Raw genomic sequence first — 15,741 nt, forward strand, 5'->3', positions numbered from 1 at the left:
TTGTCCCCAGCCTCATTCCGTATTTGTTTCCATTTTCCTTCCGACAAAGGAAAGAATTCCTCCAGTTATAACAATCATCCAAACAGTTAAACTGCGATTTTCAATAGAGTAAATCGATAGGAAAGCGATAATTGCTACAGTAATTACAGTTATAATCTTAATGATATGTTTGCTGTTCATAAAAGAGCCCCCGTTCGTTGAACTTCATATATTAAATTATAGCAAAAATAGAATGTTACTTCCAACAGTGTCAAAGTATTCTACTGGTTTGGAGAAACTACACGTCTCCTTACTTTTTACCAACAGAGGATAATGAAAAATCCCAATAAGTGAAGCGAATAATTACTAAAGTGTGACAATTATATTATTTTATGTCGAAATGTTGAAATAATTTAAGTAATATATTGCATGTTTGTCGAAAAAATAGTATGATGTATGTCATCAGCGATATATTGCATATCCTTTTGCACTATTTTAATATCTTTACTATTCTAACATCGGGAGCGAACATCATATATGAATAATAAAAAATTATCTTTTTCTACCTATCTAGCAATAGGCGTTATGTTATTTGCACTATTTTTCGGAGCGGGTAATTTAATTTTTCCTGCACAACTAGGTCAACTTGCTGGGGAAAATGTCTGGCAAGCGGTAATCGGCTTCTTAATTACAGGTGTGGGGCTTCCTTTATTAGGTATCTTAGCTATGAGTTTCTCTGGAAGTGAAAGCTTGCAAGATTTAGCTGGCAGAGTTCATCCGGTTTATGGTGTTCTGTTTACATCTTTATTGTATTTAACCATTGGACCGTTTTTTGCAGCACCGCGGACAGCAACTGTCGCCTTTGATGTCGGATTTTCTTCTTTTATGACTGAAGAATTCTTACAAATCGGACTATTTGTATTTTCCTTTTTATTCTTTGTGATAACCATGCTGTTTTCACTTTACCCGGCAAAAATTGTCGACTATGTTGGTAAACTGTTAGCACCAGGAATTGTTATTCTCCTTCTCATTTTGTTAACGATGGTCTTTGTCAATCCAATGGGAAATCCTCAAGTACCTCAGGGAAACTATTTGAATGGACCGTTTTTAAAGGGATTCTTAGAAGGATATAACACGATGGACGCGCTCGCATCACTAGTGTTTGGGATTATTGTTATTAAGGCTATACGCTCCTTTGGTGTTACGTCAAAAACAGAAATTATACGAACAACAGCTAAAGCCGGATCTGTAGCGATTGCTTTACTTGCTGCTATTTATATCGGGATTGCTAACTTAGGGGCAACAAGTACCGGTGTTTATGGTATTTTTGAAACGGGAGGTCCCGTCTTAAGCAGTGCTGCAACGCATTATTTTGGAACATTTGGAATGGTATTATTGGCCATCGTTATTACGTTAGCTTGTTTAACGACGAGTATCGGTTTAACGACAGCTTGCTCGGAATACTTTCATTCTTTGTATCCAAAGGTAAGCTATCGGAAATTTGTTTTCCTGTTTACAATTGTTACGTTTACGATTGCGAACTTCGGATTAACGAACATTATTACGTATTCCATTCCAGTTTTAATGCTGTTGTATCCACTTGCGATCGTATTAATGTTACTGGCATTTTTGTCACCATTATTTAATCACGGGAGAGCAGTTTATATTTCTGTAACTTTAGTGACGTTATGCATTAGTTTGGTTGATGGGTTGAAATCGTTATGTGATTCATTAGGAATAGCATATTTTCCATGGTTAAAGCCAATTATTTCTTTTTATGAATCGGTGTTGCCACTTTATAATCAAGGGCTCGGATGGCTAATTCCAGCATTGATCGTCTTGATTATTTCAGTAACTGTATTGCGACTACAAAAAGCTTCTACAGTACATGCTTCTTAAATGAGATACGCCAAAAAAAGGATCTGCTTGAAAAGCGCGAGCGGATCCTTTTTAGTGCTTCTTCAAGCTTGCATATTGGGGTTGAATAAAATAGTTACCTGCATAAGGGGTGATAAAAAACGTGGTGGTCAAATTCCTGAAGTTCGAATCAAAGTACATTAAATGGCTATTTGCACCTGAGGGGTTGGCGTGAGCCAAGTTTTTCTATTGTTGCGTTAAAGCTGGGGGTCTACAGTTGACTACGCCTTTGTCAGGTATAGATAAGTTATGTCGAGTTTCACGTCCATAGTTATTGCAAAGATTCAATTTCATCAATTGTTCGCAACCAGTTTTCTTTCATGACATGTGATAATGTGACTGTTTCCCCTTCCTTCATTAGCTCAATAATTTGTGCGTGTTCTTCAATGGATTTTTCTGTTAAGATAATGGAATTATGAAAAAATAATCGTCTAACATGCGCTTGCAAATGTGCAACGATTCGATGAATATAAGGGTTGTTTGCAGTATCGACAATGATTTGATGGAATTCTTCATCAATTTTTAATGCTGCATAGTAATTTTCAGAATGAATCGCTTTTGCAAATCTGTCGTTTGTTTTCTCGAGTAATGTCAGGACGTCACTGGTTAAATTTTCAATCGCTAATTCAGCAGATAAGGCTTGTAAAGCTGCTAAAGGTGGTAGCAGATCTTTCATGGATTCTTTTTCCACTTCGGTTACCTGTGTCGCTTTGCCAGGAAACATTTGCACAAATCCTTCTGTTTCCAATAATTGTAACGACTCTCTAACTGGAGTTCTGCTAATTCCCAATGCTTGGGCTAGCTCCGAATCATTCAGTTTTTCCCCTGGCTGCAATGTACCATCTATAATCCATTGTTGAATTTGATTATATGCGCTTTCTTTTGCTGATTGTCGAACAGGTTTGGAATGATTTGCAGGTATTGGCATCTCTGTTCCCCCTTTATCGAATAAATATATTGTATAATAAATAGTATACAATAAAATAAGGAACCATGGAAATATACAATATATTAGTGTTGTTTTATTTGAAGGAGGCGGTTAAATGGATTCCTATGAACAAGCGGTGCAGCATGAACTATTACGGTGGAGAAAGAAGATGTATCAAAAACCTAACTTATTTAACCAAGTCTCTAAAAAAGCACAAGCGAAAATAAATAGTTGGATTCCTGCAAAAGCACAACGCTTCATTACAGATAGTATTAAAAATATGGTAAAAGCCATTTTAGCAGGGTCTCAGCTGACAACAAAACAGTCTATGATTCGAGAGAAGAGCTTATATAAGCAGGATGAACTAGTGAAAGAAAAATTAGTAACATATCGGAAGACGGCTACCATTGAAGGAGCAGGTACTGGTGCAGGGGGAATACTTCTTGGTTTAGCTGATTTTCCATTACTATTATCTATAAAGGTTAAATTTTTATTCGAAGCTGCGGCTATTTATGGTTTTGATACAAAAGAGTACGAAGAGCGATTGTTTATATTACATGTCTTCCAGCTTGCTTTTTCGAATGATGAGACGCGAAGGCAAACCATGAATACCATCGAAAATTGGGAACAGGAAAAGCAAACGCTGGTAGAAATGGACTGGCATGTTTTTCAACAAGCATACCGTGATTATATAGACTTGGTTAAATTGTTGCAAATGGTTCCTGGATTTGGTGCGGTGGTTGGGGCTTATGCCAACTACAATTTACTAGATCAATTGGGAGAGACAGCGATGAACGCGTACAGGTTAAGATTGTTGAAGATACCAGGTGATGAAACTGAAACTATTAAAAAGGAGAACAACAATTAATAACCTTAACAAAAGGGAATTGGTATGTCTCCATTTCTTTTACTGCATCTTAGGAGGCTGTTTTAGATGTGGAACAGCATGGAATGACGGGACACTATCGAACATCGAAATTACGACAACCATGCTTTATAATATGTGCTGTGGTGCCCGCTATGCTGTTGGCTACACCTGCAAGGGGAATTCCAGACGCATTGCCAACCGAATTATTGGAGAAAAGACTTGATGAAATCCTTTATTTACGCAGGTTAAGCATAACAGAAGAATATGATGTCGGAAGAGTTAGACCGTGATTATGTCGTGTTGCTGCTTCAATATGCCATCGTCGTGGTGTTTAGCCGCAAATCATTTCAAATTTGACATTGTTATATAGTAGATACAGCTAATATTATAAACCGGATTGAGAGAGGAAAAATAAATCTAACAAAGAAATGCTCTTTAAACTAGCTAAAGTTTGAAAGCAAATATAACAAAAAGAGGCTGGGACATAACTAAAACAGTTGATTAGAAAAACGAACAATAAATCGCCTATTGTGTATACGCAAATTTTAGCGTAGTCAAAATATGTAGACTCCTGCGGGAACAGCGCGAGCTGAAGATCCCGCAGGAAAGCGATTTTTGCTTTCCGAGGAAGCTGAGGAGACCTGTGGAAAGCGAAGTATTTTGACATAGCGGTGATAGAAATTTTTTTAATACAAATAAGCCGAACAATGATAAATTGATTGTTCGGCTTTAGCTATATAGTATTTGCTTTTATCCCAGCCTCTTTCCTGTTTCACTGTTACAGTAGGCTATCATCAAGCAGTAATACCACTTCCCCAGAGTACTTATAAGACAGTATTTACCACCTACTGCAACATTGAATTTATCCCGGATATAAGGTGCTGTAAGACTCCCACTCCAGGAGTTGGATAATCTGTACTGCAACAAGTCTTAATGGGAGATAACAGCACCTAAATGCCCTACTTCGTAAGAGACCTTTAGGTCATACCATTACGGTATTAACAATCCGTGGGGATGCAGGACAACCCCCACGGATTTGAAGATCACTTTATATCATTCAGCATTTCAGCTACTTTCTGCATCAATACTGTTAGTATCAGCCTCTTAGTATTTTGTAACCAATTTTTCTATTGGCTCAGACTCTCCATTAAAGCCGACTATTAAATATAGCCGCCCTTATATTGAATCTTTGGCATGTTTAAAAAGTTATACTCAGTAACATAATCAGTACTAGTCAGGTAAGCTTGACAGCTCTCTGACAGCATCAGATTGACAATGCCTCCTTTTTCATGGACTAAGATCACTGGCTTTCTGCTAGCTACAGCATAACCAATCTCCATAGCTGTTCCTGAATCAACGTGTCCATGCCTTTCACCATGCAAGAAAGTTTCTCCATCATAATCAATTACAGCAACAACATGAGTAGCCCAATCAATATTTTTTATATCATTTTGATAAACGGCATTAGCCCACTGGGAAGAGCCAAAAGGAAGAGAGTCAAGTTGCTCCTTTCTAGGAGAAAAATAAGCTTCGACAAAAGGATTAGCCTCTAATGCCTGCTCAACTCTTTTTACTCTCTCAACCTGCTCATCATTGAAAAATGGAGAGGCTAGGTATACCCTTGCTTTTGTAATCTCTGTCGTTGAATTCATCTATAATCAACCTCCTGTGTTAACTTAAAAAGAAAGGAGAGTTTTTCATGTGAAAAAATCCTCACTTATCATGTTTTTTAGTATTGCTTTATAGAGAGTTTAAGTACAATAATTAATTTAGCGCATCTTAAGTATGCTGTAAAGCATTAATTTTAAAAAATATCTTGTCCTCAATATAATGAAAGTCAACCTCATGTAGTACAGATGCACCAATTACAGTTTCAATTCAATAGGAAATTGTCTTTGGAGTCATCTCAATCAATGAAAATTCCAGTCTAGTTATCATCTTTTCAAATCGGTAACAACCTTGATAGAGAGATTCTCTACTTATATATTAATTAAAGTTACATAGCTTTTTGCGTTGACATAAGCCCTAACCTTTATTCATACTTATGATGGGAGTTATAAGATAGGAGTAGTTAAAATGAGTAAACAGTATAAAATCATTACCAAAAGTAAGCCTACACCTCAAAATGATCCTTGGGAGGCTTATTTAGATGTGGAACAGCATGGAAGGATGACATTATCAAACATTGAATTTACAACTACAACGCTTTGTAACATGCGCTGTGCCCACTGTGCTGTTGGTTACACACTGCAAGGGAAAGACCCAGATGCATTGCCCATCGAATTATTGGAGAAAAGACTTGATGAAATTCCTCATTTGCGTACGTTAAGCATAACAGGCGGTGAGCCCATGATGTCGAAAAAATCCGTCCGTGATTATGTTGTACCGCTACTTCGTTATGCACATCACCGAGGTGTGAAAACGCAAATTAATTCAAATTTGACATTGCCATATAACAGATACGAGGAGATTATCCCATATTTAGATGTGTTACATATTTCCCATAACTGGGGAACAGCGGAGGAATTTGCGGAGACGGGTTTTGCGAGAATGGAGCGCAAGCCTTCATTCGAAAACCGAAAAAAATATTTTACGAGGATGGTAGAAAATGCGCAGCGTTTGTCCAATGAAGGTGTCATGGTATCAGCTGAAACCATGTTGAACCGGCGTACATATCCGTATTTGGAAAGCATTCATGATCACGTCTTAGAGATGGGATGTGCTAGACATGAGATTCACCCGATGTATCCTGTTGATTTTGCTAGTAATCTAGAAACATTATCTTTGGAAGAAATCCGTACAGGAATAGAACGATTACTCGATCATCGTAATTCTGAAGTGTGGATGTTATTTGGTACATTGCCATTCTATCCCTGCAGTTCATCGCAAGCTGATTTGGAATTACAGAAGCGATTATTTAAGGAAAAAAATGTTTCAGTAAGGAATGATCCGGATGGACGCTCTCGTTTAAATGTCAATATATTCTCAGGTGATATTATTGTAACGGATTTCGGTGATGAACCGAAGCTCGGCAATATTCAAACGTCTTCTTTGCCTAAGGCTTATGAGCGATGGATGGAGACAGAAACAGCGAAATCACTTAATTGTCATTGTCCTGCGGTGAAATGTCTCGGACCAAATGTATTAGTGAAAAATACGTATTACAAAGATATTGACTTTCAACAGCGAAAAGCAGTGATTGATCGATAAAATAAGCGTTTCATTAGTTGGGGTATTTCTTCCCCGTCTATCGATCAACTTGAGCACGTTGAAGAGGGGTCTTAAGCTCCTTATATGATGTCACTTTAGGAGGGGTTGGGTGGAATTATTGGGATTTCTATGACCGGAATCGAAAGCAACTGCATGAGCTACATTCCTAACGGGAAGTATTATTTAGTTGTTCACGTTTGGATTCAAAATGAGCGAGGAGAACTGCTGCTTTCCAAACTGCATCCAGATAAGCCATATGGGGATTATTGAGGATCTGTTATTGCTGGAGAAGATAGTCTACAAGGTGCTTGCAGGGAAGTAGCTGAGGAATTGGGATTGCAATTTGAATAGAGAGAAGGGAAAGCTCCTTCAGCGAGAGGTTAGGGAGGTTTATCACCATGACACCTGGCTATTCCCTGCCAATGTTACTGTAGAAGAACTGGTCCTGCAACCAGAAGAGGTTGTTGATGCGAAATGGGTAACGGAGGAAGCTTATCGATAAATGGTGGAACAGCAGCAAATTGTCCCAACTCTCGCTGATTTTTTCTCTTTGGTGGATGAATGAAAAAGTCAAACTGGGGGGTTTTTTCATCTCCGCTGTTAAAGTAGAGCAAAGCTAGGAACGCAGGAGTTCTTGATAAAGTGGAATACTTTTACAGCGTACGAGATACTGCTGCTGAGATTTTTCCTTTCTTTGAAAAAGAGAAACGACTTTTTCTACATGTTATGCCTCAGCGATCAACATCCTACCTTATGCAAACGAATCGTATATTTAGGTGCTATTGCCTCCCTTTAACTCTTGAAGGATAAGGAAAGACTACAAAATCGGAAAAACAGATAACTAAAAACCAATCATGCAGGGAAGGATTAATTTAAATCGTTGAAAACGTATTTTTATAAAGATCCACTTCTTCAGTCATCTTAACTCTTGAAGTGGGATACTTACGGCACCACGCATACAGACTGAATAAATCCGGGGATTCACAATTTACAAACGTTACTCATAAGAGTAGCGTTTTTTAGCGTGAGAATTTCTTTATATAAACATCTAGGTGCTTCGCAACAAACCACCTAGAAAAGAGCATATGGATCGATTGTTTTTATATTTCTGCTCCCTGGTTTTATATAATATATGTCTAATTAGCCGTGGTTACTTATATACATAGTAGAGCAGACATTATATTGTGGAGGTAATGTTGTATTATGCTGTGGGATTTTCTGCAGACGTATCAGAAAATAATTTACGTTAGTTTATCGATTTTTATTTTTATTGCTTTTTTCCTTTCGCGCAAGTTGGTGACGCGTTATTTGTTTGCATTGTTATTAAAGGTTAGTAATCATACATGGAACGGATTTTTTGTTCAGCTACGTGCTTCCTTTGAGCGGTCTATTCAGGGGCTATTTGTCATTTTAGGTGTCTATTTAGCTGTGGTGGTCTTTCCATATTTTCAACATACCAATACGTTTTTCCTTCAAGTGATTCGCTCTGCAATTATTTTTATGGTTGGTTGGGGGTTATTTCATTTAGCTTCTTCGTCCTCGCTCTTATTTGCAAAGCTTAATGAAAGGTTTCAGTTTAATATCGATTCGATTCTGATTCCGTTTTTATCAAAAGCAGTCAGGATGGTCATCGTCGCAATCAGCTTTAGTATTATTGCGCAAGAATTTGGTTATGATGTGAATGGATTTGTTGCCGGGCTTGGTATCGGTGGGCTGGCTTTTGCATTGGCTGCCAAGGATGCATTAGCGAACTTTTTTGGTGGTATCATTATTATTACGGAAAAGCCATTCACGATTGGGGACTGGATTTTAACTCCGAGTGTAGAAGGAACGGTAGAGGATATTTCTTTTCGCAGTACAAAAATACGTACGTTTGCACAAGCTCTCGTTACAGTACCGAATGCAACATTGGCCAATGAATCGATAACCAATTGGAGTAAAATGACCAAGCGGCAGATTACGTTTAATTTACGACTAACCTATGATACACCACGTGACAGAATAGAAAGGGTCGTTTCTCAAATTAAACAGAAGCTTCAAGCAAATAATGCGATCCATCCGGATACGATTTTTGTCCATTTTGATCAATATCAGGAAAATGGCTTAGATATCTTCTTATACTTCTTTACGAACACAACGGATTGGGGAGCATATCTGCAGATAAGGGAAGAAGTGAACTTGATGATTCTTGAGATTTTAGAAACAGAACAAGTGACCATTGCTTTGCCAACTCAAAAATTATTTGTAGCGAATGATGCTGATAGTTTTGCACAGCAGAAAGAGGAGAAGCTTAGAGAAACAGACTTCCAAAGTGAATAAAATGGCTGGGTAGGTGCATAGCTAAGATTACTATAAGAGAAAGGGGAACATGGGGAATGGGAAAATTCCCCAACATGGGTGATTTATATAAAAGAAATGGTTGTTTCTTGTACCGGAGCTTGCTTATATGCTGGGATTAAACCTTGTTCGATGATGGCTCTTCTCGCTACCCATTTATAAGCATAAGTGAAGGTTGCTGGTTCAGTAAACGGAAACTCTGACAATGCAATAGTCTGTTTATCTCTCCAAGTTACTGCCAATTTATCGCTTGTAAAATTCCTCAATTCAGCAGATAAAGGAATGCCATGTGCAAAGAAGGGGTGTTTATTTTCCCCTGGTTCATTGAGGCAAATAAACAATGATAGGTTATCACAAAGCTGTAGCAAACTGCTATGTACAGCAAAAATATCGGCATCAAAATGCTCCAAATAATGAATAATCCGTTGCTGTCGGTTTTTTTCTTGAACAACAAATTGTTGACTATATGAAGAGGCGTCTTTTTCCAGAAAACGAGTGTAGTGTACACTGCATAATAAACCTGCGTATACATCAACTGCTTCTACTGTTTCAATTCCAGCTGTATATAATACCGTCTTGGCTGGATTCGGAAAATCTGTGAAGCTATAGGGGACTTGCGATTGGTCATTCCAAAACGGCTCTTGGTCAAAGGGTTTCCAGCCAACATCATGTTGATCAATAGCATAAATGGTGGAAGAATGAAACGGAGAGTTCGGAAAATGGGCTTCGTTCCAATGCTTGATCATACTTCCGGATAATCGGGCATGTTGATCCTGTTCAATAAAAATAAAACCATCTTGGTGCTCGCGAATAATCAATGGAAGTTCCTCCTTTTTAAATGTAATCAATAGTAATTGACGCCATTTATTGCTCTTTCTATCTGTTACGTATGTATTCCTTATTTGAGTAATGCAAAACATGTGACTATAAAAAATGACGTTACTTCACCAAGTGAACGATCCCAAATTTGGATGAACATAGCATTTGATTTTGCTACATGGTTCTTTTACAATATCCATTTTACCTATATCTTTACCTTCTGATGTACATGAAGTAATGTTATTTTTTTCATGTTTTCCCAAAGGTAGAAAAATATGATAAACAATTTCCTGTCAGTGTTTTCCTCACAAACTTCTCATGCCATATTCTTACATAGAAATGCGAAAAAAATAAATCTTTTTTGTAACTTTTTTGCTTTCCATACGTTAAAATGTATGGTAGCTATTTTAAGATGGGAAAAATAAGGGTAAGAACAAGTATATGCGATTGCTACAATAATAGAAATAGATCTTGCAAAAGCATAGCGGGCATTTTATCCAAACATGTATCTCTTTGACTAAACAAGCCTGTCAATGTTTACACATGTTTTCGCCATTCGAAGCCGCTTCTTAGATGCTGAGCTCGAATGATTTCTATTGTGTCATTGCTCTCTTTTCACTCGATGGGAAAACAAACTAACTTACAGAAAAGGAAGAAAACGTTCATGGCGTATATATTATTGATTATTGGATTTGGGTTATTAATAAAAGGTGCCGATTTTTTTGTGGATGGGTCATCGAATATTGCCAGATTGCTAAGAATCCCACCTATACTAATTGGTTTAACTATTGTCGCTTTTGGTACAAGCTCACCAGAGGCAACGGTTAGTATTATTGCCGCAATACAGGGGAACGCTGATGTTTCCATGGGAAATGTGATTGGAAGTAACATTTTTAATTTAACGCTTGTAGTTGGAATAGCCACCATATTATTTCCAATTAAGGTAGAAAATGAAACAATCCGTAAAGAAATCCCGTTTACATTGCTGGCAAGTGTCGCGCTGTTAATATTAATCAGTGATACGGTATTGCAAGGGTTTGATTTAAATACGATATCCAGAAGTGATGGGCTTATCCTTTTGCTGTTTCTGTCTGTATTTATGTACTATGTCATTGAAGTGGCGTTAAAAAGTCGTGAGAACTCAAAAGAAGCAGATGTCGTACAAGACGTCAAATGGGGAAAAAATATTCTCATTACTCTTCTTGGACTTGCTGGTATTATTATCGGTGGGCAAATGGTTGTAGAAAATGGTAAGGAAATCGCTTATTCATGGGGGATGAGTGAAGCACTGGTCGGTTTGACAATTATTGCGATTGGAACATCGCTACCAGAGCTAGTTACATCGATTGCTGCTGCGCTAAAAAAGGAGAGCGAAATTGCATTAGGGAATATTGTTGGAAGTAATATTTTTAATATTTTATTTGTCCTTGGAGCTTCGGCAGTCATTACACCTCTTGAAGTAAATGGAAAAATTATCGTTGACATTATGATGATGATCGCTTTAACAGTATTACTGCTGATCTTTTCACGAACGAACTTTAGAATCGGAAAACGTGAGGGTCTCGTGTTAGTTCTCGGCTATATTGTTTATATGGTCTATATCATTATTAGAAATTAAACGCAAAAGAGCTGGATATTGGAGCTGCTTCAAAACAGTCAGCCATATCGTCCAGTTCTTTTCGTTGTAGAATGTTCGTTTTTCCAAGTATCCCCCATGTAAGATGTCGTACTACTCCTGCTTTAAGAGTGGAAGGCACTACGTAGATCCGAGTGTGAGTTAACGGATCTACATCCCTAATTCGTTCGGTCAAATAGGGTGCTGATCGCAGGAAGAAAGACATGCGGAAAAGTGTGCTTCTTTTTCAATGGAACTTAAGCGCTTAGCCGTTTCCTTGCTATTTCATGAAAGAAAAACTTTACTGAATGAAGCTTCACTTTATGCTAAAAAAGGACATATTGGACACGTAATAACATCATGTTAAGGAAGTTTATAACTTTCGATACCAATCTTCAGCTGCCTCTATCTCTTGTAATGTTAATTGGTGCCCGTGATTTTCCCAATGTAAATGAACAGCTGCTCCGGCGTTTTGCAGCAATTGTTTTAGATCTTCTGATTCTTCAGCTGGGCAGATAGGATCGTTTGTCCCTGCAGCAATAAATACGTCTTTTTTCGTTAGCTCAGGTAACTCTATCCCTCTTCGCGGTACCATTGGATGATGAAGAATCGCACCCCGAAGAGAGTCCTGGTAATGGAACAATAAACTAGCGGCAATATTTGCCCCATTTGAATACCCAATAGCAATGATATTGTTTCTATCAAAACTGTATTTTGCAGCTGCTTCATCTAAAAAGCTATTTAATTCTTTTGTTCGAAAAATAAGATCTTCTTCATCAAATACACCTTCCGCTAATCGCTTGAAGAAACGTGGCATGCCGTTTTCAAGTATATTTCCTCTTACACTTAGAACATTTGCACTTCCATCAATCTTAGCTGCTAATGGAAGCAGATCTTGTTCTGTACCACCAGTACCGTGTAACAATAGCAATGTTGGCTTTGTAGAATCGTTCCCTTGTTGAAAAATATGTTTCATCTTACGTCCCTCCTTGCTATAAACGTTTTCCTACTTTCTTTAACACATCGATAATGGTTTGCTTCTGTTCATCACTAATATCCATAAATAATTCTTCAATCACTTTCTGATGCTTAGGAAAGATTTCGTCCATCAGGTTTTTTCCTTCATCTGTTATATCAATATAAACGACACGACGATCTTTTTGACAATGCTCTCTTTGCAGCATCCCTTTTTCTTCGAGTCTATCAATGACATAAGTAATCGAACCTGTTTTAATCAGAACACTGTTAGAGATTTCACGAACGGTTTGCTTTCCTTTATGATAAAGTGTTTCAAGAATAGTGAATTCAGAAGTTTTCATTCCATAGTTTTTGATATCTTCCATCACATGATCTTGAAGCGCCTTTGAGGCTTTAATTAATACGACAAACGCTTTTAATGATAGGTTTTCTTTCATAGTTGTATATTCCCCCTCATCTTATGAACTGTTTTTAATTCATGTATTATTAATTAAATATAAATGATTGTTGTTCGTATGTCAAAGTTTAATGGCTATGCAAAGGCTTCGTGTAGAAATGGTAGGTTTTTACACTTTGATTTAGTCACATTCTTTTTATGTTGTATGTAAGAGGGGAAGTTTTGGTTGTTTAAACGTTTTTTAAGGTAGAAAGATTTAGAAATTTGCCCCTTACTATCGTATTACAGGGACTGAAGATCACACTAAATCATGAAAATGATAATTAATTTTATGATAATTCAGGTTGTGGAGCAAGTATAAATCCGAAATTGTTTAAACGTATTTTTGATAAAAAAATTTATATTTCTCCAATAAAAGAGCTAGCTTTTTAATGAAGCATGCTATCAATGTCCAACTTTTTTTAAATAATGAAAGGTGATATTGCATGAGATACACAGCAATATCACCTTAGGTATTCTAGAGCAAGCTAGCGACTTTTCTTCGTAAGAAAATAACCGGATAGCCACGTCCGGCGCATGAGCCCAGCAACGATGCGACTTTAGAAATGCGCCCTACGATAAGGCCTCATCGGTTCGTGGAAAAGAGGAAGGCCGACTAAAAACGGGCTTGCCGCTCAGGCGTCGGCATACCCCTGTTGTAGGGGCATGATTCCTTTATCTTTAGTTGATTCGTTCCATTCGCTACGTTGCTAAACAGGTGCTTATGCCTTTGTTCTTTGTAATTCGCCTTTTCTTGCTATAAGAGCCTGGAATTCTTGTTCCAATTGATCCGAATGTTCTAAGCTCAGCTTTCCAAGTACTTCGGTAATTTTGGTTTCAATGACCATTAGTTCCTGTTCTGTTGAATCTTGATTTGAAACGTTAGTGCCTTGTTTATAATCTTCATAATTACCCGTAAACATTTTTATCGTCTGATCCTCAAAAGCCATGATGCGGGTTGCGACGGTGCGAATCAATCTGCGGTCATGGGATACAAATAAGACAGTTCCCTCGTAATCCACAAGCAGTTCTTCTAAAGCTTCTACAGCTTCTATATCAAGAAAATTAGTTGGCTCATCAAGAATGAGTGTGTTAATAGCACTAACAAATAGTTTAGCAAAAGCTACTTTTACACGCTCGCCACCACTAAGTACGGCGACTTGTTTATACACATCGTCCCTGTAGAAATGAAGTCTAGCTAAAACTGTACGAATTAATGTCTCCGTTTGGTTCGATGTATCACTAACATTTTGTAAAATGGACTTGCTTGTATCCAGTACATCTAAATTTTGGCTGAAGTAGCCAATTTTTATAGCAGGGGAGTGGTGAATTTGCTTTGTTTGATGTAGCAATTTTTTAATGAAAGTTGTTTTTCCGCTTCCATTCGCTCCGATAACAGCGATTTTATCACCACCTTTTATTTGAAAACTCACTTTGTTCCATAGTAGCCGTTGGTCAATCTGTCCTTCCAAATCTTCCACACGTATAAGGCTTCTCCCGTTAATTGCATCTTCATTAGGCAAGTTCATCTTAATAGGAGTCATTTCTTTCACTTTTTCTACCTTTTCCAGTTTTTCCAAGCGCGTCTCTATTGCTTTTGCGGCTTTTCTCAGCTTTTTTTGCTTATTGGCGAAGTATGGCTTGGCACCTGTTATTTTTGCTTCCGAATTACTTGTCTGTTTTGGTTTTTTTGTTGCCCGCTGCGCTTTTTTCTCTTTTAATTCTAGCGCTTCCTCTAACTGTGTTTTCTTTTTTACGTAGTTTTCATAGGCTTGTTCTTGTTGATATAGCTTCAGATCCTTTTGTTCCTGGTAATCGGAATAGTTTCCTTTGTATTCCGTTATACTGCCATTTTCCAGCTCCCAAATACTTGTGCACAATGAATCTAAAAATTCACGGTCATGGGAAACAAGAATGAGCGCGCCTTTCCACCTTTGTAGCTGTTTTTCTACTTTTTCAATGTGGAAAGTATCTAAGTTTGTAGTTGGCTCATCAGCTAATAAGATATCGGCGTTACTAGCCAACGCATTATTAATATACGCTTGGGTTACTTCGCCGCCGCTTTTCGTTGTGTTCATTTGTTTTAACTGTGGCACTAATTCAATCGTACCGTAAAGTGTTATCTTTCCGGTTTCTGCGGTAATTTTTTGGGCAAGAATATGCAGTAGCGTCGTCTTTCCGCTTCCATTTTTGCCAACCAAACCAATACGATCCCCCTTGTGGATACGTAACGCTTCTGTGGCAATTAATTTCCGGTCTCTGATAAAATGTGTTATATTGCTTGCTTCTAATAATAGACCCATCCGATCATCTCCTATTTTGATTAGAAAACTTGGCTAATTCCAAGCCTTAAGCTGAGGAGATGCCTCATTGCACGGATTCGTAATACAGCAAAAATGGTTACGGCAAAGATCAAATGCCTAAGGTGTATTCGCTGTTTCCTTAACATGCAAAAAGACCTCCTGTTGATTCCAGAACAGGAGGCCTCCATAGAGTGGTCTGAAAAATGCGCATATCAACAGGGTGTGAGTTTTTTTACGAAGAACTTATCCTGGTCATACAATGAGATATGCGTATTGTGTAAACCAATTACATAGAGCACCATCCTATTCTGAAATGTTTGTAAGTGCATGCAAAAAAATGAACAGACGTAT

At 37.7% G+C, this 15,741-nt stretch carries 14 protein-coding genes; 7 read left to right on the top strand and 7 right to left on the bottom strand.

Going from position 1 to position 15,741, the window contains the following annotated elements; translation table 11 throughout:
- Positions 1 to 12 precede the first annotated feature (12 nt).
- Positions 13 to 180 carry a hypothetical protein gene (locus BKP57_RS22185; protein ID WP_156875340.1) on the bottom strand — a complete coding sequence of 56 codons (168 nt, stop codon included), beginning with the start codon at positions 178 to 180 and terminating at the stop codon, positions 13 to 15.
- A 336-nt stretch (positions 181 to 516) separates the two neighbouring features.
- On the opposite strand from BKP57_RS22185, the gene brnQ reads away from it, so the two are divergent.
- Positions 517 to 1,878 carry a branched-chain amino acid transport system II carrier protein gene (brnQ, locus tag BKP57_RS13915; RefSeq protein WP_072741761.1) on the top strand — a complete coding sequence of 454 codons (1,362 nt, stop codon included), beginning with the start codon at positions 517 to 519 and terminating at the stop codon, positions 1,876 to 1,878.
- Positions 1,879 to 2,167: 289 nt separating this feature from the next.
- Here the strand turns inward: brnQ and BKP57_RS13920 are convergent, their stop codons facing one another.
- The gene (locus tag BKP57_RS13920) at positions 2,168 to 2,824 is read right to left on the bottom strand and encodes a GntR family transcriptional regulator (RefSeq protein ID WP_050351497.1); all 657 of its coding nucleotides are present in this window, start codon (positions 2,822 to 2,824) and stop codon (positions 2,168 to 2,170) included.
- A gap of 115 nt (positions 2,825 to 2,939) precedes the next feature.
- Between BKP57_RS13920 and BKP57_RS13925 the strand changes: the two genes are divergently transcribed.
- Positions 2,940 to 3,692: an EcsC family protein gene (locus BKP57_RS13925; protein ID WP_050351496.1), complete on the top strand. Its 753-nt coding sequence runs from the start codon at positions 2,940 to 2,942 to the stop codon at positions 3,690 to 3,692.
- A gap of 68 nt (positions 3,693 to 3,760) precedes the next feature.
- Positions 3,761 to 3,982, top strand: coding sequence for a hypothetical protein (locus tag BKP57_RS13930; protein ID WP_050351495.1), 222 nt, complete (start codon positions 3,761 to 3,763; stop codon positions 3,980 to 3,982).
- A gap of 870 nt (positions 3,983 to 4,852) precedes the next feature.
- Here BKP57_RS13930 and BKP57_RS13935 read toward each other — a convergent pair.
- Entirely contained in the window at positions 4,853 to 5,344 is a 492-nt protein-coding gene (locus BKP57_RS13935) for a nucleoside 2-deoxyribosyltransferase (protein WP_050351494.1), read from the bottom strand.
- Positions 5,345 to 5,768: 424 nt separating this feature from the next.
- Between BKP57_RS13935 and yfkAB the strand changes: the two genes are divergently transcribed.
- From yfkAB to BKP57_RS13950, 3 genes are all read left to right on the top strand, one after another.
- Positions 5,769 to 6,902, top strand: a complete 1,134-nt coding sequence (gene yfkAB / locus BKP57_RS13940; RefSeq protein WP_050351493.1) for a radical SAM/CxCxxxxC motif protein YfkAB — start codon at positions 5,769 to 5,771, stop codon at positions 6,900 to 6,902.
- A gap of 343 nt (positions 6,903 to 7,245) precedes the next feature.
- Positions 7,246 to 7,404, top strand: coding sequence for an NUDIX hydrolase (locus tag BKP57_RS22195; RefSeq protein ID WP_156875342.1), 159 nt, complete (start codon positions 7,246 to 7,248; stop codon positions 7,402 to 7,404).
- A 701-nt stretch (positions 7,405 to 8,105) separates the two neighbouring features.
- The gene (locus tag BKP57_RS13950; protein WP_050351492.1) at positions 8,106 to 9,221 is read left to right on the top strand and encodes a mechanosensitive ion channel family protein; all 1,116 of its coding nucleotides are present in this window, start codon (positions 8,106 to 8,108) and stop codon (positions 9,219 to 9,221) included.
- Positions 9,222 to 9,304: 83 nt separating this feature from the next.
- Here BKP57_RS13950 and BKP57_RS13955 read toward each other — a convergent pair whose 3' ends face one another.
- Positions 9,305 to 10,057 (bottom strand): DUF3891 family protein, encoded by a 753-nt coding sequence (locus BKP57_RS13955; protein ID WP_050351491.1) that lies wholly within the window; start codon positions 10,055 to 10,057, stop codon positions 9,305 to 9,307.
- A gap of 665 nt (positions 10,058 to 10,722) precedes the next feature.
- Between BKP57_RS13955 and BKP57_RS13960 the strand changes: the two genes are divergently transcribed.
- The gene (locus BKP57_RS13960) at positions 10,723 to 11,676 is read left to right on the top strand and encodes a calcium/sodium antiporter (protein WP_050351490.1); all 954 of its coding nucleotides are present in this window, start codon (positions 10,723 to 10,725) and stop codon (positions 11,674 to 11,676) included.
- Between the two features lie 370 nt (positions 11,677 to 12,046).
- Here the strand turns inward: BKP57_RS13960 and BKP57_RS13965 are convergent, their stop codons facing one another.
- The 3 genes from BKP57_RS13965 to BKP57_RS13975 all read right to left on the bottom strand — a co-directional run bounded on the left by BKP57_RS13965 (position 12,047) and on the right by BKP57_RS13975 (position 15,390).
- Complete coding sequence (locus BKP57_RS13965; RefSeq protein ID WP_050351489.1) at positions 12,047 to 12,649, bottom strand: alpha/beta hydrolase; 603 nt, start codon at positions 12,647 to 12,649, stop codon at positions 12,047 to 12,049.
- Between the two features lie 16 nt (positions 12,650 to 12,665).
- Positions 12,666 to 13,088, bottom strand: coding sequence for a MarR family winged helix-turn-helix transcriptional regulator (locus BKP57_RS13970; RefSeq protein WP_072741762.1), 423 nt, complete (start codon positions 13,086 to 13,088; stop codon positions 12,666 to 12,668).
- A 721-nt stretch (positions 13,089 to 13,809) separates the two neighbouring features.
- Entirely contained in the window at positions 13,810 to 15,390 is a 1,581-nt protein-coding gene (locus tag BKP57_RS13975; protein WP_072741763.1) for a Vga family ABC-F type ribosomal protection protein, read from the bottom strand.
- Positions 15,391 to 15,741: the final 351 nt, after the last annotated feature.

Origin of the sequence: Virgibacillus sp. 6R, assembly GCF_001895305.1 — a bacterium.
Lineage (GTDB): Bacteria > Bacillota > Bacilli > Bacillales > Amphibacillaceae > Virgibacillus > Virgibacillus pantothenticus.